The sequence below is a fragment of the Roseobacter sp. MH60115 genome (assembly GCF_015644665.1).
In the GTDB taxonomy this organism is placed as follows: Bacteria; Pseudomonadota; Alphaproteobacteria; order Rhodobacterales; family Rhodobacteraceae; genus Roseobacter.
Map to the genome: position 1 here is coordinate 221019 of NZ_JADOBQ010000005.1, position 22854 is coordinate 243872.

Sequence of the window (22854 nt, forward strand, 5' to 3'; positions counted from 1 at the left end):
TTCCCTCGTGAGCAACCTCGAACTTGGCTTCTGGTCCTTCCCGATCCTGCTGATCATGGTGTTTCTGCGCGCGCCCATCGGCTTGGCGATGCTGCTCTGCGGGTTTGCAGGGTGGTATTTCGCCATGGGGGGCAACCCCAATGTGCTGCTCAACAAGCTGAAATCCGAGACCTACACACAATTCTCCAGCTATTCGCTGTCGATCATTCCGATGTTCCTGCTGATGGGGCAATTCGCTACCCTCTCGGGGATGTCCAGCGCGCTCTTCAAGGCAGCCGAGAGTTTTCTGGGGCACCGCCGGGGTGGTGTCGCCATGGCCTCTGTCGGGGCCTGTGCGGGGTTCGGGGCGATTTGCGGTTCGTCTCTGGCCACCGCTGCCACCATGTCCAAGGTCGCGCTACCGGAACTGCGCCGCTACGGCTATTCCGGTGGATTTTCCACGGCGACACTTGCTGCCGGGGGGACGTTGGGCATCCTGATCCCGCCCTCGGTGATCCTCGTGATCTACGCCATCATCACAGAGCAGAACATCGCCAAGCTTTTCCTTGCGGCCTTTATCCCCGGCATTCTGGCAGCCGTTGGCTACATGCTGACCATTTCGCTCTACGTCCGGCTCTATCCGAAATCGGCAGGCACCCGCCCGCCGCAACCGATGTCGGAACGCTGGGCGGCACTGGCGAACACATGGCCGGTGCTGGTGATCTTTGGCGTTGTGGTGGGCGGCATTTACCTCGGCTGGTTCACCCCCACCGAGGGTTCGGCCATCGGGGCCGCGGGCACGGGGCTGGTCGCACTGCTGTCCGGCAGCCTGAACTGGTCGGTGTTCCGCGACAGCCTTTTTGGTACGGCCCGCACCACGGCGATGATCTTCTTCATCGTGCTCGGTGCCAGCTTCTACAACAGTTTCCTCGCGCTCTCCGGTGTGCCGCAGTTCATGGCGGACTGGGTGCTGAACCAGGGGTATAGCCCGTGGTTCGTGCTCTCGATCATACTGGTCTTCTACCTGGTCTTTGGCTGCCTGATGGACAGCCTGTCGATGATCTTGCTGACGGTTCCGATCTTTTTCCCGGTCATCTCGGCAATGGATTTCGGCATGTCGCCTGAACACGTGGCGATCTGGTTCGGCATCCTTGTGCTGATCGTGGTGGAGGTGGGGCTGATCACGCCACCGGTGGGCATGAACCTCTTTATCATCAACGCGATGGACAAAGAGACCCCGATGACCGACACCTATAAGGCGGTGATGTTCTTTGTCGGCTCTGACATCCTGCGGGTGATCATTCTGGTGATGTTCCCGGCGATCACGCTTTTCTTGCTGCCGTCCTGATACGGGCCTTGTGATTGTGCACTAAATTGCACCACCTGACCGCTCAGCTTGCGGCAGATTACATCACATGCAGTATAGAGCAGGAATCGCCAGTCGTTTCGGGGGAGGGTAAAGTGATCAGCGCCACTGAGAACGCGGCCAGCTATTTCGTTGACAGACATCTGGCAGAGGGGCGCGCAGACAAGATCGCCTATCGCGAAGCAGGCAGCGGACGCAGCCTGACCTACCAGCAGCTGGCCGAGGGTGCGGGCCGTGTCGCAGGGGCCATGATGCGTGCGGGCCTACGCGCGGAGGAACGCGCCGCGATGCTGATGCTTGATACGGTGGAGTTCCCCCAGATTTTCTTTGGCGCGCTGAAATGCGGCGTCGTGCCGATCCCGATCAACACGCTGCTTGCGGCCCCGGTCTATGAGGCGATCCTGCGCGATAGCCGGGCGGTAACGCTCTTTGTCTCTGCGCCGCTCTATGAGGCCGTGAAACCTGCTCTGACGGACAATCCCTACCTCAGATCAGTGGTTGTCATCGGCGAGGCCGTGACCGGCCCGGTCCAGCCCTTCGATGATTTCACCACCGGTGCCGAGATTTTACCCACCGCGGCGGCCTCTGCCGATGAGGTTGCTTTCTGGCTCTACTCTTCCGGCTCTACCGGCCAGCCAAAGGGGGTGCAGCACGTGCACGCCAGCATGAAGGCCACTGCTGATACCTACGGCGCGCATGTCCTCGGACTGACCGAAAGCGACAGGGTGTTCTCGGCGGCGAAACTCTTTTTCGCCTATGGGTTGGGCAATGCGATGACCTTCCCGTTGGCGGTGGGCGCGACGACCGTGCTTTTTGCCGGGCGACCCAAGCCTGCCGATATGATCGCGACGCTGAATGCCGAAAAGCCGACGGTGTTTTGCGGGGTGCCGACGCTCTACGCCGCCATGGTGGCCGAGATCGACCAATCCGGGCCGCCGCACGCACCGCTGCGCCGCTGCATCTCCGCCGGAGAGGCGTTGCCGGAAGATGTGGGCAAGCGGTGGCAGGCACAGACCGGCATCGACATTCTTGATGGCGTTGGCTCTACCGAAATGCTGCACATCTTCCTCAGCAACCGCGCGGATGACCTGGCCTATGGCACCTCCGGGACACCGGTGCCCGGCTACGCGGTGCGGTTGGTCGATGACGCGGGCGAGGATGTGGGCGACAATGAAATCGGCGAAATGCTGGTGAACGGTGCCTCTGCCGCCGCCGCCTACTGGAACCAACGCGACAAGTCTCGCGCCACCTTTGAAGGGGTCTGGACGCGCACCGGCGACAAATACGAACGCCGCCCGGATGGGCGTTACATCTACTGCGGTCGAACTGACGACATGTTCAAGGTCTCCGGGATCTGGGTTTCCCCCTTCGAGGTGGAGCAGGCGCTGGCAAGCCACCCCTCCGTGCTGGAGGCGGCGGTGGTTGCCGCGCAGGATGTCGAAGGTCTGGACAAGCCAAAGGCCTTCATCGTGCTGGAAAAGAGCGCGCATGCTGATCTGGAGGCGGACCTTATCGCGCATGTGAAGTCCCGGATCGGGAAGTGGAAGTACCCCCGCTGGATCGAGGTGGTTGAGGATCTGCCCAAGACCGCCACCGGGAAAATCCAGCGCTTCAAGCTGCGCGACCCGTCGACCCCATGATCCGCTGGACCTCAGAGCCCGGCGCAGCGCTGGAGGTTGGTGGCGTCCAGCTGGAATATGCCTGCTATGGCCCGCCCCCGGGACAGGAGCCAACCCTTGTCCTCTTGCATGAGGGGCTGGGCTGTGTTGCCCTCTGGCGCGCGTTTCCCGCGCAGCTGGCCGAGGCGACGGGCCTGGGTGTGTTTGTTTATTCGCGTCAGGGGTATGGTGGGTCGACGCCTGTCAGCTTACCGCGGTCCCTCACCTACATGGAACAGGAGACCGAGAAGGTCCTGGCGCCGGTGATGGATGCCGCTGGCCTTGGGGAGGTAATCCTGCTGGGCCATTCCGATGGGGCGACAATTGCCAGCCTCTATGCCGGGTCGATCAGCGACAGGCGGGTGCGCGGATTGGTTCTGATCGCGCCCCATTTTTTCGTGGAAGGGTCCGGGCTCGACGCCATCCGCGCGGCAGGGGCCGAATTCGCTTCAGGCGATCTGAAACAGCGGCTTGCCAGGTATCATGATAATGTGGATGGCGCCTTTTTGGGATGGCATGACGCATGGACGGACCCGGATTTTGCGCATTGGAATGTCGCGGATGCGATAGATCATTGGCGTATCCCTGTGCTGGCGATCCAAGGGGGCGAGGACCCCTACGGCACCATCGCGCAGATCGAAGAGATCGAGACCCGCATCTACGCGCCGCTGGAAGTCAAAATACTGCCCGATTGCGGCCACGCCCCCCATCTTGAACGCCCGGAGGAGACGCGCGCGGCCATCACCGAGTTTTGCGCGCGGTTGATGCGGTTGGAGCGGGAAGATGTCCGTCTGGCCTGAGCTCTCCGAGACACTGCGTCCTCCGCATGTCTATGTGCCCGGCCAGACGCCCCGTCATCCAGAGGGGTGGTTCGATGAGATCAAGTCAACAGTCGATGCCGCGGCGGCTCCCACGGCTCTCCATCAAACCCCCGCGTTTCAGACCGGGTTGGCGTATTTGGGGGCCGGGTACTTCTGGGAATGTCACGAGGTGTTGGAAGCCGTGTGGATGCGCACAGCGGATCCCAGTGCCGAGCGGGACCTGGTGCAGGCCCTCATTCAATTGGCCAATGCCCGCCTCAAGCTGTTGATGGAGCGTCCCCGCGCAGCGCGGCGTCTTTGCGATATGGTGCAGGCACATCTGGCCCGGTGCCCGGCGGATGTGCCTGTTCTGGGCGTGAGAATCGATCTGCTCCAACGCGAATTGCAAGTCACGCGTTCGGAGCTAAATATGCAGTATAAAGCATAATTATCGCACAATTTTGGAAAAAACTTGCGCTGAAACGCATTTTATTCTGACCTACATGCGTTATAATTCAAATTACCGACAAGCTGCACCGACAGTCACGAAAGGCTAACTGTGAGCAAGCACATTGATTTTCAGGTCGATCCAAACGCCATGAAGCATTGGAAGATCGATTACGATGGTGCTGTCGCCAATCTCTACATGGATGTGGATGAAGACGGAGGATTGTTCGAGGGCTACCAGTTGAAGCTGAACTCTTACGATCTTGGCGTGGACATAGAGCTTGCAGATGTGGTGCAGCGCATGCGGTTCGAGCACCCCGAGGTCCGGGTTGTGGTGTTGCGATCTGCCAAGGACAAGGTTTTTTGCGCCGGCGCGAATATTCGCATGCTGGGGGGCGCCGCCCATGCGCACAAGGTCAATTTCTGCAAGTTCACCAATGAAACCCGCAACACGTTCGAAGCCGCACTGGCGGACAGCGGACAGAATTACATTTGCGCTGTGCGGGGGGCCTGTGCCGGCGGCGGGTATGAGCTTGCCCTCGCGTGCAATCATATCATGCTCACCGATGATAGCACCTCTTCGGTGGCGCTGCCCGAGGTGCCGCTGTTGGCGGTCCTGCCGGGCACGGGCGGGCTGACTCGTGTCACCGACAAGCGCAAGGTGCGCCGGGACCTCGCAGATGTCTTCTGCTCCGTCGAGGAAGGCGTGAAGGGCAAACGCGCGCTGGAGTGGCGTCTTGTGGACGAGGTCATTCCCAATTCCAAGTTCGATGAGGTTGTGGCCGAACGGGCCCGCGCCTTTGCCGCCGAGGCGACCCGTGATGCACCGCCGGAGGGCATCACCCTGACGCCACTTGACCGGAGGTTTGGGGTGGATGAGATCGAATATTCGAGCGTGAAAGTGGTCCTCGATAGGGTTGGTCGCCGGGCAGAGATCACCATTTTGGGGCCGGAAGGCAGCGCGCCGGGTGACATGGAGACCTTTCAAAAACAGGGCGCGGAGGCATGGATGCTACGGTGTGCCCGCGAGCTGGATGATGCGATCCTGCATCTGCGCACAAATGAGGATGACCTCGGGCTCATCGAATTCCAGACCCGGGGGGACCCGCAGTTGATCGTGGCCCATGAGGCACTGCTTCTCGCGCATCGAGATCACTGGCTGGCCAATGAGGTCTTATGTTTTTGGAAACGTGTGCTGAAACGCATCGACATGACGTCACGCAGTCTGGTCGCGCTGGTCGAACACGGATCCTGCTTTGCCGGTGTGCTGGCAGAGCTGCTCTGGGCGGTGGACCGCAGTTACATGATGCTGGATGGGTTTGAAGACGATGACCGTCCCATGGGGGCGGTGACGCTGACCGAGGCCAATTTTGGCGTGTACCCGATGGGTAACGGTCTCAGCCGTCTGGAGACCCGGTTTCTGGGAACCCCGGAACACGTCGAGGATCTCAGACAGGATCTGCTTGCGCCGTTTGAGGCGGAGGAGGCTGAAGCACGTGGGCTGGTCACCTATGCCTATGACGACATCGATTGGGAAGACGAGGTGCGGCTTTTCCGGGAGGAGCGTGCCAGCTTCTCTCCCGATGCGCTGACGGGCATGGAAGGTAATCTGCGGTTCGCCGGGCCCGAGACCATGGAAACGCGGATATTCGGGCGTCTGACCGCCTGGCAGAACTGGATTTTTCAACGACCCAATGCCGTGGGTCCGGAGGGTGCTTTGCAGCGCTACGGAACCGGGGTGCGGGGCGTCTACGATATGCAACGTGTGTGAAAAAGGTGGCCTGAAAGCCCACCCTACCTGCTGGCGGTAAGCTCGGTTTCAGACAGGTAGGGTGGGCCTTTGGGCCACCATCCGACAGGAGGACTGAATGCTCGATCTCATCAATGTCAGCTACGACAGCCAAATTCCCAATAACGTGGGCCTGAGTTCCGACAAGAAGGTGCTGAAGGCATTGGAAAAATGGCATCCGGGGTATATCAACTGGTGGAATGATCTGATCCCGCAGAGTTTTCAGGACAGCATGGTCTATTTGCGCACGGCGGTATCCGTCGATCCGAAGGGTTGGGCGAAATTCGACTATGTCAGGATGCCGGAGTATCGCTGGGGCGTTCTACTGGCGCCCGCCGTCGAGGACCGCCGCATTCCGATGGGCGAGCATCTGGGCGAGCCCGCCTGGCAGGAGGTGCCGGGCGAGTACCGCAACATGCTCAAGCGGCTGATCGTCATTCAGGGCGACACCGAGCCGGGCTCGGTCGAACAGCAGCGGTTTCTGGGCCTGACCGCACCGTCGCTTTACGACATGCGCAACCTCTTTCAGGTCAATGTCGAAGAAGGGCGGCATCTGTGGGCCATGGTTTATCTGCTGCAGAAGTACTTCGGTCGTGACGGGCGTGAGGAGGCGGATGATCTGCTTGTACGCTCCTCGGGCTCTGAGGAGGCGCCACGGATGCTGGGGGCGTTCAACGAGGAAACGCCTGATTGGTTGAGTTTCTTCATGTTCACCTATTTCACCGACCGCGATGGCAAGATGCAGCTGGAAAGTCTTGCGCAGTCGGGGTTCGACCCGCTCAGCCGCACCTGCCGTTTCATGCTGACCGAAGAAGCGCATCACATGTTTGTCGGCGAGACCGGCGTGGGCCGCACCATTCAGGCCACGCTGGAAGCCATGAACAAACATGGCATCACCGATCCCTATGATATCCACAAAATCCGCGATCTCGGCGTGATCGACCTGCCCACGATCCAGAAAAAGCTGAACCTGCACTATACGCTCAGTCTCGACCTTTTTGGGCAGGAGGTCTCGACCAATGCGGCAAATGCCTTCAACGCCGGCATCAAGGGGCGTTACATGGAGCAACGCATTGATGATGACCACAAGCTGCAGGAGGATACCTACGCGGTTACCTCGATCAAGGATGGGCAAATCTTGACCGAAGACGTCCCCGCCCTGACCGCGATTAACATGCGCCTGCGCGATGACTATGTGCGCGATGCGGCAGGCGGTGTCGGACGCTGGAACAAGGCGATTGCCAAAGCCGGGGTCGAGTTTGAATTCAAACTGCCGCATGAAGGCTTCCACCGCCAGATCGGTGTGTTCTCGACCGTGGCCGTTGATCCAGAGGGCAATATCATTTCCGCCGACGATTGGGCAAAACGGCAGGATGAATGGCTGCCCACAAAGGCCGACGGGGATTTTATCCAATCGCTCATGAAACCCTGCTATGAGCCGGGGCAATATGCCTCCTGGATCGCGCCGCCCAAGGTCGGGATCGATAACAAGCCCGGTGATTTCGAATATGTGAAGCTTCATATGGCTTGATCCAGATCAAAGCGCCCGCCAGACGGGCCAGTGAAACTGGCCCGCGTCACCGCCAGTGACCTTGATTTTTTCTAAGGAGACCGGACCCATGCAGACCCAAACCGCCAAAATGCCCGCGACGCCCAGCCCCAATTGCATCGGTTGCACCGACTGCAAAGGCATTTGCCGTGACATTGTCGAGCTTGCCTTCTTGCCCGAAACGGTTTTGCGCCGGTCCACCGCCAGTCCATGAACACACCCTTAAAACAGCATCTTATCGATCCTGAAATCTGCATCCGCTGCTATACCTGCGAGATGACATGCCCCATCGGGGCGATCCAGCACGATGACAACAATGTCGTTGTCGACCCGGATACCTGCAATTTCTGCATGGACTGCATTCCGGTCTGCCCCACCGGCTCCATCGATGAATGGCGTGTGGTGGAAACGCCCTACTCCCTCGAACAGCAATACGACTTTGACGAACTGCCGGAGCAGGAGGATATCTCCCTGCCTGATGAAGGTCAGGACGACGGTATCGAGGCCCATGATGATGCCATTGCGGCGCTGCTGGCCGAGGCCCACAAAGGCGCAGGCGGCAAGGCCAAGGCACCTGCGTCCGCCTCCAAACCGACGATCAATCTCTATTCCCTCGGCAATCCGGCGACCGCGACCGTGCAGGGCAACTACCGGCTGACCGACGCGGAGAGTGACGGGGACGTGCGTCACATCATTCTTGATCTGGGCAGCCTGCCGTTCCCCGTTCTCGAAGGGCAGAGCATCGGGATCATCACCCCCGGCAAAGATGCCGAGGGCAAGGCGCATCTACCGCGGCTCTATTCCGTCTCCAGCCCCCGCGACGGGGAACGCCCAGGCTTCAACAATATCTCGCTCACGGTCAAGCGTGAGGAAAAGGGTCTGTGCTCCAACTACGTCTGTGACTTGGCCAAAGGCGACGAGGTGCAGATCACCGGACCCTTTGGTGCGACGTTCCTGCTGCCCTCGGATCCGGATGCCCATCTGCTGATGATCTGCACCGGCACCGGTTCCGCACCGTTTCGCGGGTTCACCATGCGGCGTCAGCGCGAGATGCCCAAGGCTAAGGACAGCCTGACATTGGTCTTTGGTGCCCGCAGCCCACGTGATCTGCCCTATTTCGGACCGCTGAAAAAAGTGCCGGATCAATTCATGCGCAAGGCGTTTGCCTTCAGCCGCGCGTCTGATCAGCCCAAGCAATACGTTCAGGACAAGCTGCGTGAACAATCGGAGGTCATCGCCGCCCTGTTGTCATCGCAGGACGGCCATATCTACATCTGCGGTCTCAAGGCGATGGAGCAGGGTGTCGAAGAAGCGCTGAGTGACATTGCGCACGGCAGCGGCAAGGACTGGGCAGCTTTGCGCGACCAGATGCGTGACGAGGGCCGATACCACGTCGAAACCTACTGAAGTCCGGGTTGGTGCGAAATATTTCCGGTTTTTAGGACGTGTCGGCTTGAGGTGGTCACCATCCGCCCTAGAACCTGCATTATTGTTCAGTTTCGCAGGTGCTGCATGACCGACACAACTGTCACACAAGACCCGAGCCAGGCGCTGAAACGGCGCCTCGCGGCCCGTGTGCGTGATCTGCGCAAGGGGCTGGGGTTGCCGCGGCGTGCCCTGTCGGAAAAATCCGGGGTCTCCCCGCGCTATCTTGCGCAGCTTGAAGCGGGGGAGGGCAACATCTCTATCACCCTGTTGCACCGGATCGCGACGGCGCTGGAGGTCAAGGTCGAAAACCTGGTGTCGGAAAATGCACCCTGGGACAGGGATGTCGATCGGGTGGCGCATCTCTACCGCGCTGCACCCGAGGAGGTGCGACAGAAAATACGCAGTCTGTTGGCACCGCAAAACCCGGCGGCCTTGCGCGCCGGGCGCATTTGCCTGATCGGGCTGCGCGGCGCGGGGAAATCCACCTTGGGTCGTCTGGCGGGCAAGGCGCTCGGCCTACCATTCGTGGAGCTGAACCGGGACATCGAGGAGCACACGGGCATGCCGCTCTCCGAGGTCATGGCGTTCTACGGGCAGGACGGTTACCGCGCGCTGGAAGCCGAAGCAATTGCGCGCACCGTGGAAAAGCATGACCGGATGATCCTGGCCGTGGCAGGCGGGCTGGTGGCAGAAGAGGTGACCTATCAACAGGTGTTGGAACGGTTTCACACCGTCTGGCTGCGCACCTCCCCGGCAGAGCATATGCAACGTGTGAGGGCGCAGGGCGACTTGCGCCCGATGCAGGGCAATCCTGCGGCCATGCAACAGTTGAAATCGCTGCTGAGCGCGCGGACAGCGCTCTATGAGAAAGCCGAAGCGCAGGTCAATACGTCGAACCGGACCATATCAGGTTCGCTCAACGATCTGATGAAGGTGATTGCCGCCAAGGGCTTCCTCGAGGCACCGGCGGAGTGACAGACGCAGAGATTGCCCAGGCGCTGGAAGATGGGCTCTATGCTGCGGCGGATCAGCTTTTGATGCAGGCCACCAATCCTTGGGAACTGGACGCCGCGATGACCGATTTTGGGTTTCCTACGGGCGTTTGCGAGGGTCAGGATGGCGTTGGGCTGGATGCTCTACTGCAGCGCCAGAGTGCTGCGTCCTGCTCGCATGAGGTTACCTTCTCTCCAATACTCTCACGTATGGTTTCGGAAGGACGTTTAGGCCGCAAGGTGGGTGTCGGCTGGTATCGCTATCCCGGCGGAGGTGGGCTGGTGATCGACCCGCTGGTGGAGGATCTTCTGCGCGAAGAGGCGTGGTTTGCCGGTGTCACGCGCGTTGAGCTAAGGGACGAGCAGATGCTGCAAAGGCTCGTCGCCGGGATTGTCCTTGCCGCGCTCGACCTCATGACGACCGGAGGGGCGCATTTGACGGCGCGCGTTGATCACCTGAGCATCAGCGCGCTTGGATTCCCTGCCAAGACAGGCGGCGCATTGTCCTATGCGCGCACCTTCGAAAGGCCCGATCTGGTCCGGCACCTGAGGGCCGTCGCGCCGGACGGCAAAGGCTGCGCAGCACTTGCCGATGCGCTCTTTGCCATTCCGTAAAAAAGCTTCAGCCCTGACAGATCAGGATCATGGTCGCCAGACCCCAGAGCGTCATCTGGTAGTGCGTGTTTTGCGCACCCTCATGGCAGAACCAATAGCAAAAGTGGTTACCGATGATGAGAAACCCTGCCCAGACGGTCGTGAAGGCCGTTGCCCCCAAAAGTGCCAGCATCCGCCCGGTTTCCGGCAATGCCGTGCCCACAAGTCCCATCAACAGGCCAATGGTGCCAAGCCATAGCAAAATACATGCCGCCGCCTCAGCGAGGATCACCAGCCGAAAGGCCAGTTTCTGTGTGGGGCGGTTGGTGATCGCGCGATGGGCAACTGACGCAAATTCATCAGGATAGTCGTTCCGCATCCGCGCCATGGACAGCACCTCTGCGGTGTAGGTTTCATTGACCTGTGGATGCAGCAGGTTGTCGCGCAGTCCCAAGGTCAGCCATGCGGTGATCAGGCCGGTGGCGACGGCCTGTGCCAACAGAAGTGCGGTGTCCATCCTAGTGTCTCTTGGCGGTTACCAAACAAAAAAAGGCCGCGCAGTGCGCGACCCTTCGAGGTTTTTTGTGGCTCAGGTCCAGGCCATACGCGCCGGGTGGTATTCGAACGCGATATGGTGTTCCGCGCCCACCAGGCCCTCTTTGGTGAAGTTGTAGAGCGACCGCCAATAGGGCTGGATCGTCACGCCTTCTTCCTGGATCAGGGCTTGCATGTCCTTCATCAGCTTGCGGCGTTCGTCCACATCTGCCGTGGCCAGCGCCACATCCAGCATCTTGTCGAACTCCGCGTTGGACCAGCCGAACTCGTTCCACGCCTCGCCGGACCGGTAAGCCAGTGCCCAGATCTGCACGCCCAGCGGACGGTGGTTCCAGTTGGTGGAGGAGAACGGGTACTTCACCCAGTCATTCCAGAAGGTGGAGCCGGGCAGGATGGTCCGCTTGACCTTGATGCCGGCGTCGCGCAGTTGGGCGGCGACAGCATCGGTCGTGTCTTTGCGCCAGGCATCGTCGATTGAGTAGAGCTCGTGCTCGTAATCCCCCATACCGGCTTCATCCATCAGCGCCTTGGCGGCGGCTGGATCCACCTTGCGGGGCGGCAGTTCGGCGTAGTCGGGATGCATCGGACCCACATGGTGGTTTTCCGCTTCGATGCCGCGTCCGCCGTAGCCCAGCTCCAGCAGAACCGCATTGTCGACGGCCATGGCCAGCGCCTGACGGACACGTTTGTCCGCGTAAGGCTTGGCGCCATCGATCTCAGCCAACTGGTTGGGACGGATGACGATGGTCGCCGCAGTGGCAATCGAGTTCTCGACCCAGCCGTCCAGCGTGGCGAAGATATCGATGAAATCGCCTTCGATGGAGTAGAGCGCGTCGATCTCTTCGGCTTCGGCCGCCGCAACAAAGGCGGAAGGGTCGGTGCCGTAGTCGATGTATTCAAGGCGGTCGATGTAGGGCCCGCCAAAGACTTCCGTGCCCCACCAGGTGTGCTCGGCGTTCTTGACCAGCGCGCTTTTGACGCCAACCTCGAGCATTTCAGGCAGGTAGGGACCGGTGCCAATGGGATTGTCCATCATGGTGTCGGGATCAAAGCCTGCGGGCGTGATCGCCGCAGGATAGTCCGCCATGCCAGGGATCAGCGAGATATCGGGGCGCGGCAGGGCCAGCTTGACCGTGTGGCTGTCCACAACCGTAATTGCGCCGTCGATGGCCTGGCCGGAAGCTTCGTCGATCAGCACGCCGAAACGACCTGCCATGGAGTTGCCTTCAAGGCTCTTGTCACACCAGCCGGTGATGTTGCGGGCCACGTCTTCGGCGGTGAAGTCGTCACCGTTGTTCCACTTCACGCCCTTGCGGACATTCAGGGTGTATTCGGTGGCATTGTCGTTGATCTCCCAGCTCTCCAGCAGGGCGGGGGTGAAGGTACCGTCGTTTTCGTAGATCACGAGGTATTCCAGCCATCCGCGCGAGAAGTTCGCGATCTGCGACCAGTCGTAGGTGCGCGGGTCCTTGAGCGCCCGGACTTCCTGTTGCATGCGGACAACGCCGCCTTCCTTGTGGCCCGCGGCGCGGGCGGGCGCTGCCATGCCGATCATCGAATAGGCCGTTGCCGCCGTCGCGCCGAAAGCGCTGGCCGTTGCCAGGAACTCGCGGCGGGTGACCGGATCGGTGCCGACCTTCCCAGCGGAATCCACGACGGCCTTCGGCAGGGGTCTGCCGGTACGTGTGAAAAATGTCATCTTCTTCCTCTCTGTTTTTTGCGCGTCCAGGTGATGCGCGGTGCCGGGTATTTGCTCCGGCTCGGTGATGCAGTTGGTCTGCTTTCTTAACGCCCTCTTGAGGACGGCTGGAGTGTCAAACGTGCCAGACGTGCCGTCAACCCTTTCTCCCCGGGTTCAATGCAGCAGAACCAGCTGAAACCCTCCAAGGTCTGCAGGGTTCCCAAAGCGCTTTTAACACGGACCGATGGAAGACCGAAAGCAGATGTCCGATGAAATACCCGCGCGCAGGTCGGCCATGGAGGACAAGCGGCGAATTTTTGACAACTGATGTCGCAAATGTACCAAGCTTTTGCGGCAAGGTGTGGCAGCGCCCCGACGGTCTCGGAAAGGCGGGCATTGCCGGTTTGAGCTGTTCGGCTATTTTAGCGCGCGCCAAATTTTTTCAACTTTGTTTGTGTCATGTTGGTGTTTTCACCTGTGGTGGGCAGAAAAGCGACTCAAATCTCTGCGGTCTGGCACCCGATTCCCCCGGGGGAATCGCGTCTACAGTGCGACAGACGTCGGCGGTTTGTTGCACCCTTGTCCTAGTTTTCGCGGTTTAACTGGCGTGTGATTTGCGTCATCGTGATGCAAACGCCGCCATTGGACATGGATCATGAAATCTCTTTCTCCCCATCAAATTGCGCCGCCGTTTGCGCGGTACGCGCACGGGGTGGAGCTGCCCGCTGGATCGCGTCTTGTGCGGACGTCCGGTCAATTGGGCCTTGCACGGGATGGATCCGTTCCGGACGGGGCGGAGGCGCAGGCAGAGATCTGTTTTGCGAATATCCTGTCGATCCTGCAGGAAGCCGACATGGGTGCCGAGAACGTCTGCCATCTGAGCGCCTATGTGACCGACCGGGCTCATATGGCCGGGTACATGGCGGCCCGCGATGCGTTTCTGGCCAATGTGCCGGTTCTGCCGACGTCCACGCTGGTGATCGTATCGGGGTTCACGCGTCCGGAGTTCGTGGTCGAGGTGGAGGTCTGGGCGGCGGAAGCGCCTGCCTAGGGCGCGTCCGAATACTCTTTCTTGATCAGTTTTTTCAGCGTCCAAAGCAGCGTGCCGCCAAAGAAGACCCCGGCAATCCCGACGATTTCAAACATCGCCGGTCCTTGTGGCATGCCGCGATAGACCAGTGCCGCACCCAGCAAGAGAAGCCCTGCGACGGACACGCAGAGGCGGAAGGTCAATTCCTTGCGGGTCGGGCCAAACCGGTTCATGGCCAATAGGCCTGTGCCGAAGGTGCGCGTTCGAAGGAGAGGTGGAATTCATCCAACTGCGGCGGGGCAATCCCCAGCGCGTGCAACTGCACATGGGCTTGGCCGCGATGATGCACCTGGTGTTGGAACAGATGCAGCAAAAGCGCCTGCACCGTCTCGTGGACAACACCCTCGCCGCGGTCGGTGGGGCGCGTGTCGTTGAGCGCGTCCTGGGTCAGGGTTTCACAGAATGCGATCAACCGCGCATCCGATGCCGCCTGCCGACGCGCCAGTGACGTAAGGGACGGATCGTCGTTTCGCTGGTAGACCGCCCGCCCCAGACCGCCCTGTTCGAGCGCGTCGACATAGTAGAGATCGACCTCGTAGATGTGGTTCAGCGTGCGCGCAAGCGAGGGGAAGAACCCAGGCGCCTCCGCGCGTGCGGCGTCCTCCGGCAAGGTCTGTGCCGCGTGATAGAGCGTGGCATTTGCCCAGGCGTTGTTCTGTGCCATTCTTTCAAAAGCGGTCAGCATGTCGGCCTCCTGCGCGCCGATTGTGACCATCCGGCGAGGTTACGTCCAGTCCAGAGCCGGCAAAACCTTTCCCGCGCAAGCACCAAAGCCAATGCGGTAGCCATCCCCCTGCGCATGTCCCGTCAGCGTCAGCGTGTCACCATCCTCGACAAAGCATCGGGTGGCCCCGTCCTGCAGCGCAATCGGCTCTGCCCCGCCCCAGCTCAACTCAAGCAGGGAGCCGCGCTGCGCCTTCTCAGGGCCTGAAATGGTGCCGGAACCGAGCAGGTCGCCCGCGTTCATCGCGCAGCCAGAGGAGGCGTGATGCGCCAATTGCTGGGCAGCGGAGTAATACATCTGGTTGTAGTTGGTCTGGGCGATCACTTCCTGCGCGCCGCCCTCCGGCTCAATCAGCACGGCAAGATCAATGTCAAAGAGCATCGGTCCGGGTTCCTGCAGATGCGGCAGTAGCTCTTTCTCCCGCGCGGGCGTTGACGTTCGGAAGGGCTGCAAGGCCTCCGTGGTGACGATCCACGGGCTCACGGAGGTTGCAAAAGCCTTGGCCTGAAACGGGCCGAGAGGCTGGTATTCCCAGGCCTGAATGTCGCGGGCGGACCAGTCGTTCAGCAGCAGGTAGCCAAAGATCATCTGATCCGCTTCGGCCACTGATATGGGGTGCCCCATGGAGGTGGACACGCCAACGATGGCGCCCAGCTCCAGTTCGATATCGAGTTTTCGGGTGGGTTTGAACTCCGGGACATCGGCGTCAGGCGCCTTGATCTGGCCCCAGGGGCGGCGGATTTCGGTGCCGCTGACGACAACCGTGCTGGCCCGCCCGTTGTAGCCGATGGGGATATGCAGCCAGTTGGCAGGCAGCGCGTTTTCAGCGCCGCGAAACATCGTGCCCACATTGGTTGCGTGATGGCGACCGGCGTAGAAATCGGTGAACTCGGACACGACCAGCGGCAGATGAAGACGCACTTCGGACAATGGCACCAGGAAAGGGGCCAACTGTGCCTGTTCCGGCGCGGCTTCGCGCAGGAAATCCGTCAATAGGGCACGTAGAGCGGCCCAAGCGTCCGGGCCCAGATCCATCACGTCGTTCCAGTAGGGCAGATCGAAGACCGGGGCGTCCGCCAGCCGGATCAGGCCTGCGGCCTCGACCACTGCCAGATCCAGCACCTGATCACCAATGGCCACGCCACAGCGCGCATCATGTGGATCGTTCGAGAAAACACCGTAGGGCAGGTTGTTCAGGGGAAAGTCGCAGCCCGGATCATTGGCGCTGGCCACCCAGCTTTTCATCAGGGGCATTCAGTCATCCTTGCCGGGCTCGTCCCGTTTTTTGCGGGCCTGCAACCAGCGGAAGAGGAAGAACAAGGCGGCAAAGACGCCGATCCAGAAGAGAAGGTCGATAAATGCAGTGCTCATGCCATTTATCTATTTCTTCCCGGGCGTGCCGTCGAACTTTTTCTCAAGGCTTTCCCAGCAATCGATGTAGTCGTCCTGCAAGGGTGCCTCCTGCGCGGCAAAGCGGGTCAGATGCTGCGGGAAACGGGTCTCGAACATGAAGGACATGGTGTTGTCGAGCTTCTCGGCCTTGAGGTCCGCATTACTGGCACCTTCAAAGGCGTTTTTGTCAGGGCCGTGGGGCAGCATCATATTGTGCAGGGACATGCCACCGGGCACGAACCCCTTGGGTTTGGCATCGTACTGGCCATAGATATTGCCCATCAGCTCCGACATGATGTTCTTGTGATACCACGGCGGGCGGAACGTATCTTCGGCCACCATCCAGCGTTCGCGGAAGAGCACGAAGTCGATGTTGGCGGTGCCTTCCACGCCCGAAGGCGCGGTCAGCACTGTAAAGATCGACGGATCCGGGTGGTCGAAGAGGATCGCACCCACCGGGCAATAGTTGCGCAAATCGTATTTGCAGGGGGCGTAGTTGCCATGCCACGCGACCACGTCGAGCGGGCTGTGACCGATCTTGGTCTCATGGAACTGGCCAGCCCATTTGATGGTCACCGTGCTGGGCACTTCCCGGTCTTCGAAGGCTGCGACCGGCGTTTTGAAATCGCGCCGGTTTGCCATGCAGTTGGCCCCGATGGGCCCCCGTCCCGGCAGGTCGAATTTCTGACCGTAGTTCTCGCAGACGAACCCGCGACAGGGGCCCTCCAGAACCTCGACCCGGTAGACCAGCCCGCGCGGGATCACCGCGATCTCCTTGGGCTCCACATCGATCACCCCAAGCTCGGTATAAAACCGCAGGCGTCCTTCCTGTGGCACCACCAGCAGTTCGCTGTCCGCCGAGTAGAAATAGGCATCCACCATCGATTGCGTGACCAGATAGATATGCGTCGCCATGCCCACCTGCGTGTTCACATCGCCCGCTGTCGTCATCGTGCGCATGCCCGTCAGCCAGGTCAGCGGCGTGTCGGAATGCGGCACCGGGTCCCAGCGGTATTGGCCCAGGGACACCACGTCCGGGTCCACATGCGGGGCGGATTTCCAGTAGGGTAGGTCGATTTTTTCATAGCGGTGCGAATGTTTCACCGACGGTCGGATGCGGTAGCACCATGTGCGTTCATTCTGGTGGCTGGGCGCGGTAAAGGCGGTGCCGGACAGCTGCTCGCCATAGAGGCCATAATTGCATTTCTGCGGGGAATTCATGCCCTGCGGCAGGGCGCCGGGCAACGCTTCGGTCTCAAAGTCATTGCCGAAGCCGGGCATATAGCCCTCGGTGGTGCCGGAGCCGCTGGCGGCCTGGGTCATCCCTGCTGGTGTCATGTGCCGGTTCATGGAAACCTCCCTTGTCCGCAGAATGGCGCAGATGTAATAGTTGTTTTTGTAACTAACAAGGGAAGCCACCCGGGATGCCCGAAAAAGACAGCTTCGATCTGCAGCAATTCCTGCCCTACCTGCTCAATCAGGCCGCCGAGAGGAGCAGCCTTGAGTTTCAGCAGGTGTACAAGGATCGCTATGGCATGCTGCGCACGGAGTGGCGCGTGCTGTTTCATCTGGGGCTCTATGGGAAAATGACCGCCGGCGGGATCGGCCAGTCCGCCAAGATGCATAAAACCAAGATCAGCCGCGCGGTGCATCGCCTCGCGGACCGCCGTTTCCTGACGCGCGCGCGCGACGAGGCAGACCGGCGCGTCGAGCATCTGGAGCTGACGGCTCAGGGCCGGAAAGCCTATGCGGAACTGCGCGAAATCGCGATGGAGTATGATGCGGCTCTGACGGCGCAACTGACGCCGGAAGAGAACGCAGTCCTGCGCGGCGCATTGCGAAAGCTCGCGCGCATCTCGGCCTAGCAGGGGGGCGCAAGGCTGGTTGGAGCCTTGCGCTTGGGTGTTCAGGAGACCGTTTTGCGGCGAAAGCGCCAGCCCAACAGACCCAATGCGGCCAGCATCAAAGGCGCGCTGGCGGGCAGCGGCACCGGGGCCACTTCCGAAATCTCGATGGTCAGCAGGTTGAATGCGCTCGGGTCGGACGTGAAATCAATCAACCCGTCATTCAATGTGCCGCCCGTTGCCAGCAGGACGCCACTTGCAAGGAGCTCGTCTGACAGCGGAACACCCTGCTGGATCGAACCTTCACCGGTGGGGCTGTCATCGATGTCCGCGCCCTGGACAAAGGCCGCGCCTTCAAAGCCATTTGCTTCGGTCCCCGCATCATAGATGTCCGCACCGGTGACATTGATCGTGCGATTGCCGGTGAAATTGCCGTTATCGTCAAAGATCTGGAATTCCCGGGCATTGTCATTCCCGATGAAGTGATCGTTGGACGGCAAGAGCATCGAAAGAAACGTGAAGAAGAGCGCAGAAGGCGTATTCACTTCGAAAATACCGCTGACGGATTCGCCCGGCTGGACAGGGGGTGGGCCGCTGGGCGATTCCAGAAAGAGTGCCTGGGAATTCGGATCAATTGCCCGGCGTTCCGCTGCAATGACCGGGGGCATGCCGGTTTCAGCCAGCAGTTCCAACCCCGGTGACGCGGTTCCGCTCAGATCGAAGGCATCGAAGTTTCCGTTGTGCAGCGCCGCATAGAGCGGTGTGACCGACAAACCGCCTGCTGCCTGATTATTGGTTACCGTAATCTGTATGGACGCCGCCTGCGCGGTAAGTGCAACTGTTGCGCCGACGCCCGTGATCGCCAGTGCCAGCAAGTTTCTGGTCACGAAATTCATTTTATTCTCCTGTCAGATGAGCTCCCCGGATGGGGAGGCACGCGCACCGTAACGGGAAGATCCGGTCACCTTGCAGTCACACCTGCGTGACAGTCGGGCGGCTACCGGACTTGTGAATAATACTGAAATTTCCGTGAGTTGGTCGTGTCAGAAATCGACGGTGACGCCGGGCAGGTTCAGTGCTTTCATCAGGTCGCGCAATTCCTGACGTGCCGCAATATTCGAGATGTTCAGCTGCTTGACACCGATGTCCTTGAGATCCAGCAAGGTCAATCCCCGCGGGAAAAGCTCGCGGAACACCACGCGTTCCGAAAAGCCAGGTGCGATGCGGAAGCCGATCCGCTTGCTGAGGTTTTTCACGGCCCGTTCCATTTTTTCCTTATTGACCATGCGTTGCGCCCCCATTCGGTTGCGCACGACGATCCAGTCGATCGGGGTGAGGCCAGCCTGCGCGCGCAACTGTCGCGCATTCCAAACCATTTCCGAGTAGACCGAGGGCCCGAGAATTTCATCGCCGGAGGAATCCGTGCGCGCCAGCAGGTCGAAATCCACGAAACTGTCGTTGAGCGGTGTGATCAGCGTATCGGCCAGCGAATGCGCAACCTGGCTGAGGCGGGTGTGAGAGCCGGGGCAATCGATCAGGATGAAATCATTGTCCGGCTCCAGCGAGGCAACGGCGGCCGACAGCCGGTGATCGTAGATGTTCTCGCCCGGCTTCAGGCTTTCGGGCGCAATTTCAGGCAACTCATGTGTGTTGGGGCTGGCGAGGCTCAACCCGGCCTTGGCCAGAAACGTTTTACGGTTTTCCGTGTAGCGCCCGAAGGTCCGTTGCCGAAGGTCCAGATCAAGGGCGCTGACCTTATGGCCCATCCGCGCCAGCGCCGTGGCCACATGCATCGACACGGTCGATTTTCCCGCGCCGCCTTTTTCATTCCCGACGACGATGATATGCGCCATTGCCCGTTCCTTTGCCCCCGGCCGCTTTCTGCGGCTCGTCTATTGGGCGGCACTATATGTAGTGTTTGAAGGTTTGGGAAGGCGTGATGCAGGCAATTTGCGGATTGCACGGGCGGTCATCTTGGTGGGGTTTTGCAGGTGTCCGAGCGCGTGATCAGGAGCGCGTGTTTTAGCGGGTTGTAAACCTTCTGGTGATAGCCAGTCTTGAACTGGATATGGTTCCGATGCCGCTGATTACCTATGCCCTTGCGCTGATTTCATTGCTTTTTGCCGGCCCGCTTCTTGCCCTTGCGGCCTCAAAGCCGGTGCCGGGCGAGGTCGTGCTCGTGATTGGACCCGGCTCGGCGGAGCGGCGGGTCATGATTGCCGCCGCCGGTGGACGCGTACTGGGACCCGCAGAGGCGCGTTTTGGCGTGCTGGCCTTGTCGGAGGAGGATGGATTTGCCGCGTCCCTTCTGGCGCAGGGAGCTTGGTTTGTTGTCGATGGCAGGCGTGTGGCCTTTTTATGTGGAGTAGAGACATGACGGAACCAGAGAGCTTCCGGGATGATGTATGGGAAAACGCGGCCAATAAGGCCGCTTTTCAAGTTGCAATGGGGGCGGCGGCGCTCGTGCCGTTTTCCCTGCTTGCGGCTTGGGCGGCGCAGAATTCTCTTCTGCTCATCGGTGCAGGTGCTGCATTCTTCGCTGTGTTGGCTTTTCTCGGAGCACGGATGCAAAGCCTGCATGGGCGTATTCTTGTGGCGGTTGGGCTTGTAGGTCAGGCGATCTGCATCACCGCTGCGCTGTCGGGCCACGCCTGGCAAATCGACAGCCACATGATCTTCTTTGCTGTTCTTGCCGTCTGCATGGTGATGTCCGAACCTGTTGTCATTTTGGCAGCTGCGGCGGCTATTGCGATCCATCACCTCAGCCTGTCACTGGCTTTGCCCGCCCTTGTCTATCCGTCCGTCGATATTGCAACCAACTTGCAGCGGACAGTTCTGCACGGTGCTGTGGTGGTGATCGAGGCCGGGGTCCTCTGGATCTCTCTCAAGCAGCGTAACAAGGCCTATCAGGAGAGCCTGGCAAAGAACCGGGAAGTGCAACAGTCGGCGGATGAGACCCGCGCGGCGCTGGCCAAGGCGGAAGTCGCAAAAACGGAGACCGAAGCAGCACTTGAAGCTGCCGAGAAGGCTCAGCAAGCGGCGCTTGAGGCGCGCCAAGCGGCTGAGATTGAAACCGAAAAGGCGATTGAAGCGGATCGTCACGCCAGAGAAACCGAAGAGGCCGAGCGTCAGAAAAGCGCGAAGGTGGAGGCGGAGCAAAAGCGCGTGGTTGATACGCTGCGGCAGGCGCTGAAAAGCCTTTCAACCGGGGATCTCTCCAAGCCGATCAACGAGCCGCTGCCGGACCAGTACGAGGATCTGCGGCGGGATTTCAACAGTGCATTGGAAGAGCTGCGCGATGCCATGACGCTTGTGGATCAGAACGCGACCACGATCGTAGATGACGTGAATTCTATCGAACAAGCCGCAGAGACACTCGCAAAGCGCACCGAGGCACAGGCCTCGACGCTTGAGGAAACGACTGCGGCAATCACGCAAATTGCGACGAATTCGGGCAATGCGGCCAAAAGCGCCCAGCAGGCAAATGATGCTGTTTCCGAGGCAAAATCCAGAGCAGGCTCTTCGGACGAAATTGTCAAGAATGCCGTGGCCGCAATGGCTGAGATCGAGGATTCTTCCGGTCAGATTGCGAAGATCGTGGGTGTGATTGAGGACATCGCTTTTCAGACCAATCTGCTGGCACTGAATGCCGGCGTGGAAGCGGCCCGCGCGGGGGACAAGGGGCGCGGATTTTCAGTTGTTGCATCAGAGGTGCGGGAACTGGCGCAGCGTTCGTCCGAGGCTGCGCGTGAAATCGGCGGCTTGATTGAAGCGAGCGGGCAACAGGTGTCCAACGGCGTGGAGCTTGTCAACAAGGCTGGTACCGCATTGCAAAGCATCAATGGCTCAGTCGAAGAAATTGCGGAATATGTGGCGGTGATCGCTACAGCGGCAGCAGAACAATCCATGAGTATTTCCGAGTCCAACGAGGCGATGCAGCAGCTCGAAGATGTTACGCAGCAAAACGCCGCGATGTTTGAGGAAACAAACGCCGTGACGCAATCCCTTGCGGAGCAGGCCGAACATCTCAAACAGGCCATGGCGCGGTTCACGATTGGAGGCGAACGGCCCGCGCCAAAGCCCGCTGCCAAAACCTCGTCGTCCGAAAGCCAAAAGCCGGCACCGAACGCTTCACCGCGCGCCGCTGCGCCTGCGTTTGACGGGAATGCTGCTCTTGCCCTACCGGATGATGACCTGGCGGACTCGGGATGGGAAGAATTCTGACATCAGACCTAACTTCTCTTATGCACCCCGTGCCTGATACAAGCGAAGATCATGACTTGGTCTGAAAAGAAAAAAGCCACGCTGGTATGGCGTGGCTTTTGTCTGGCTGCATAGTCCTTGGCTTTAGAAGCCAAGACCCGCATATTTGTTTTTGAACTTGGAAACGCGGCCACCCGTATCCATCAGGCGCGAAGAACCGCCAGTCCATGCCGGATGTACCGAGGGATCGATATCGAGCGACAACTGATCGCCTTCCTTGCCCCAAGTCGATTTCATCTGCACAACGGTGCCATCGGTCATTTTGACGTCGATGATGTGATATTCGGGATGTGTATCTGCTTTCATCGAAAGGCTCCTTACGCGTCTTTTGCCGCGAGCGGCTTGTAGTTGGAATTCTCGGTGATCCGTGCGGATTTGCCGCGACGGCTGCGCAGATAGTAGAGTTTGGCACGGCGCACACGACCGCGGCGCACGACAGTGATGCTGTCGATGTTGGTCGAATGCAGTGGGAACACCCGCTCCACGCCTTCGCCAAACGAAATTTTGCGAACTGTGAAGGACCCGGCAATACCCTTGCCATTGTTGCGGGCAATGCAGACGCCTTCGTAGTTTTGCACACGGGTACGTGTGCCTTCGGTTACTTTGAACCCGACACGGACGGTGTCGCCCGCGCGAAAGTCAGGGATTTCTTTCCCAAGAGCGGCGATTTGTTCCGCTTCAATCTCAGCAATCAGATCCATCT

The 22854-nt window shown here is 60.1% G+C and carries 24 protein-coding genes; 13 read left to right on the plus strand and 11 right to left on the minus strand.

The features are described from left to right. Positions 1-7: 7 nt before the first annotated feature. From ISX84_RS16845 to boxB, 6 genes are all read left to right on the plus strand, one after another. Positions 8-1327 (plus strand): TRAP transporter large permease, encoded by a 1320-nt coding sequence (locus tag ISX84_RS16845; RefSeq protein WP_195821560.1) that lies wholly within the window; start codon positions 8-10, stop codon positions 1325-1327. 113 nt (positions 1328-1440) lie between these two features. Continuing rightward, positions 1441-2985, plus strand: coding sequence for a benzoate-CoA ligase family protein (locus ISX84_RS16850; RefSeq protein WP_195821561.1), 1545 nt, complete (start codon positions 1441-1443; stop codon positions 2983-2985). Beyond that, a complete protein-coding gene (locus tag ISX84_RS16855) occupies positions 2982-3803 on the plus strand; it encodes an alpha/beta fold hydrolase (protein WP_195821562.1) in 822 nt (273 codons plus the stop codon). The genes ISX84_RS16850 and ISX84_RS16855 overlap by 4 nt, the downstream gene beginning before the upstream one ends. Next, the gene (locus tag ISX84_RS16860) at positions 3787-4251 is read left to right on the plus strand and encodes a DUF309 domain-containing protein (RefSeq protein WP_195821563.1); all 465 of its coding nucleotides are present in this window, start codon (positions 3787-3789) and stop codon (positions 4249-4251) included. The genes ISX84_RS16855 and ISX84_RS16860 overlap by 17 nt, the downstream gene beginning before the upstream one ends. A 111-nt stretch (positions 4252-4362) precedes the next feature. Beyond that, positions 4363-6021: a 2,3-epoxybenzoyl-CoA dihydrolase gene (boxC, locus tag ISX84_RS16865; protein WP_195821564.1), complete on the plus strand. Its 1659-nt coding sequence runs from the start codon at positions 4363-4365 to the stop codon at positions 6019-6021. Between the two features lie 97 nt (positions 6022-6118). After that, complete coding sequence (gene boxB / locus ISX84_RS16870; protein ID WP_195821565.1) at positions 6119-7570, plus strand: benzoyl-CoA 2,3-epoxidase subunit BoxB; 1452 nt, start codon at positions 6119-6121, stop codon at positions 7568-7570. A 6-nt stretch (positions 7571-7576) separates the two neighbouring features. Here the strand turns inward: boxB and ISX84_RS16875 are convergent, their stop codons facing one another. Next, entirely contained in the window at positions 7577-7744 is a 168-nt protein-coding gene (locus ISX84_RS16875) for a hypothetical protein (RefSeq protein ID WP_195821566.1), read from the minus strand. Between the two features lie 54 nt (positions 7745-7798). Here ISX84_RS16875 and boxA point away from each other — a divergent pair, with 54 nt between their 5' ends. The 3 genes from boxA (at position 7799) to ISX84_RS16890 (ending at position 10623) form a co-directional block, all read left to right on the plus strand. Beyond that, positions 7799-8995, plus strand: coding sequence for a benzoyl-CoA 2,3-epoxidase subunit BoxA (gene boxA / locus ISX84_RS16880; protein ID WP_195821567.1), 1197 nt, complete (start codon positions 7799-7801; stop codon positions 8993-8995). A gap of 105 nt (positions 8996-9100) precedes the next feature. Further along, positions 9101-9991: a helix-turn-helix transcriptional regulator gene (locus tag ISX84_RS16885; protein ID WP_195821568.1), complete on the plus strand. Its 891-nt coding sequence runs from the start codon at positions 9101-9103 to the stop codon at positions 9989-9991. Continuing rightward, positions 9988-10623 carry a 3-hydroxyacyl-CoA dehydrogenase family protein gene (locus ISX84_RS16890; protein WP_195821569.1) on the plus strand — a complete coding sequence of 212 codons (636 nt, stop codon included), beginning with the start codon at positions 9988-9990 and terminating at the stop codon, positions 10621-10623. The genes ISX84_RS16885 and ISX84_RS16890 overlap by 4 nt, the downstream gene beginning before the upstream one ends. 7 nt (positions 10624-10630) lie before the next feature. On the opposite strand, the gene ISX84_RS16895 is transcribed toward ISX84_RS16890, so the two are convergent. Together ISX84_RS16895 and ISX84_RS16900 are read right to left on the minus strand one after the other, a co-directional pair. Beyond that, positions 10631-11119 carry a DUF2165 domain-containing protein gene (locus ISX84_RS16895; RefSeq protein WP_195821570.1) on the minus strand — a complete coding sequence of 163 codons (489 nt, stop codon included), beginning with the start codon at positions 11117-11119 and terminating at the stop codon, positions 10631-10633. A gap of 72 nt (positions 11120-11191) precedes the next feature. Next, positions 11192-12856, minus strand: coding sequence for an ABC transporter substrate-binding protein (locus ISX84_RS16900; RefSeq protein WP_195821571.1), 1665 nt, complete (start codon positions 12854-12856; stop codon positions 11192-11194). A gap of 637 nt (positions 12857-13493) precedes the next feature. On the opposite strand from ISX84_RS16900, the gene ISX84_RS16905 reads away from it, so the two are divergent. Continuing rightward, the gene (locus tag ISX84_RS16905) at positions 13494-13889 is read left to right on the plus strand and encodes a RidA family protein (protein WP_195821572.1); all 396 of its coding nucleotides are present in this window, start codon (positions 13494-13496) and stop codon (positions 13887-13889) included. Here the strand turns inward: ISX84_RS16905 and ISX84_RS16910 are convergent. From ISX84_RS16910 to hmgA, 4 genes are all read right to left on the minus strand, one after another. Further along, entirely contained in the window at positions 13886-14101 is a 216-nt protein-coding gene (locus ISX84_RS16910) for a hypothetical protein (protein ID WP_195821573.1), read from the minus strand. The genes ISX84_RS16905 and ISX84_RS16910 overlap by 4 nt on opposite strands. Next, the gene (locus tag ISX84_RS16915; protein WP_195821574.1) at positions 14098-14613 is read right to left on the minus strand and encodes a DinB family protein; all 516 of its coding nucleotides are present in this window, start codon (positions 14611-14613) and stop codon (positions 14098-14100) included. The genes ISX84_RS16910 and ISX84_RS16915 overlap by 4 nt, the downstream gene beginning before the upstream one ends. A 39-nt stretch (positions 14614-14652) precedes the next feature. After that, positions 14653-15906 (minus strand): fumarylacetoacetase, encoded by a 1254-nt coding sequence (gene fahA, locus ISX84_RS16920; protein ID WP_195821575.1) that lies wholly within the window; start codon positions 15904-15906, stop codon positions 14653-14655. Positions 15907-16032: 126 nt separating this feature from the next. Further along, complete coding sequence (hmgA, locus tag ISX84_RS16925) at positions 16033-17394, minus strand: homogentisate 1,2-dioxygenase (RefSeq protein WP_195821576.1); 1362 nt, start codon at positions 17392-17394, stop codon at positions 16033-16035. Positions 17395-17468: 74 nt separating this feature from the next. On the opposite strand from hmgA, the gene ISX84_RS16930 reads away from it, so the two are divergent. Further along, the gene (locus ISX84_RS16930) at positions 17469-17909 is read left to right on the plus strand and encodes a MarR family winged helix-turn-helix transcriptional regulator (protein ID WP_195821577.1); all 441 of its coding nucleotides are present in this window, start codon (positions 17469-17471) and stop codon (positions 17907-17909) included. A gap of 41 nt (positions 17910-17950) precedes the next feature. Here the strand turns inward: ISX84_RS16930 and ISX84_RS16935 are convergent, their stop codons facing one another. Further along, positions 17951-18784, minus strand: a complete 834-nt coding sequence (locus ISX84_RS16935) for a spondin domain-containing protein (protein ID WP_195821578.1) — start codon at positions 18782-18784, stop codon at positions 17951-17953. A gap of 147 nt (positions 18785-18931) precedes the next feature. Continuing rightward, positions 18932-19741: a division plane positioning ATPase MipZ gene (locus ISX84_RS16940; RefSeq protein ID WP_195821579.1), complete on the minus strand. Its 810-nt coding sequence runs from the start codon at positions 19739-19741 to the stop codon at positions 18932-18934. 224 nt (positions 19742-19965) lie between these two features. On the opposite strand from ISX84_RS16940, the gene ISX84_RS16945 reads away from it, so the two are divergent. Further along, a complete protein-coding gene (locus tag ISX84_RS16945) occupies positions 19966-20265 on the plus strand; it encodes a hypothetical protein (RefSeq protein ID WP_195821580.1) in 300 nt (99 codons plus the stop codon). After that, on the plus strand, positions 20262-22112 hold the full coding sequence (locus ISX84_RS16950) for a methyl-accepting chemotaxis protein (protein ID WP_195821581.1): 1851 nt from the start codon (positions 20262-20264) through the stop codon (positions 22110-22112). The genes ISX84_RS16945 and ISX84_RS16950 overlap by 4 nt, the downstream gene beginning before the upstream one ends. A 123-nt stretch (positions 22113-22235) precedes the next feature. Here the strand turns inward: ISX84_RS16950 and rpmE are convergent, their stop codons facing one another. Next, positions 22236-22457: a 50S ribosomal protein L31 gene (gene rpmE / locus ISX84_RS16955; protein WP_159977188.1), complete on the minus strand. Its 222-nt coding sequence runs from the start codon at positions 22455-22457 to the stop codon at positions 22236-22238. 11 nt (positions 22458-22468) lie between these two features. Beyond that, positions 22469-22852, minus strand: coding sequence for a 50S ribosomal protein L19 (gene rplS, locus ISX84_RS16960; RefSeq protein WP_195821582.1), 384 nt, complete (start codon positions 22850-22852; stop codon positions 22469-22471). Positions 22853-22854: the final 2 nt, after the last annotated feature.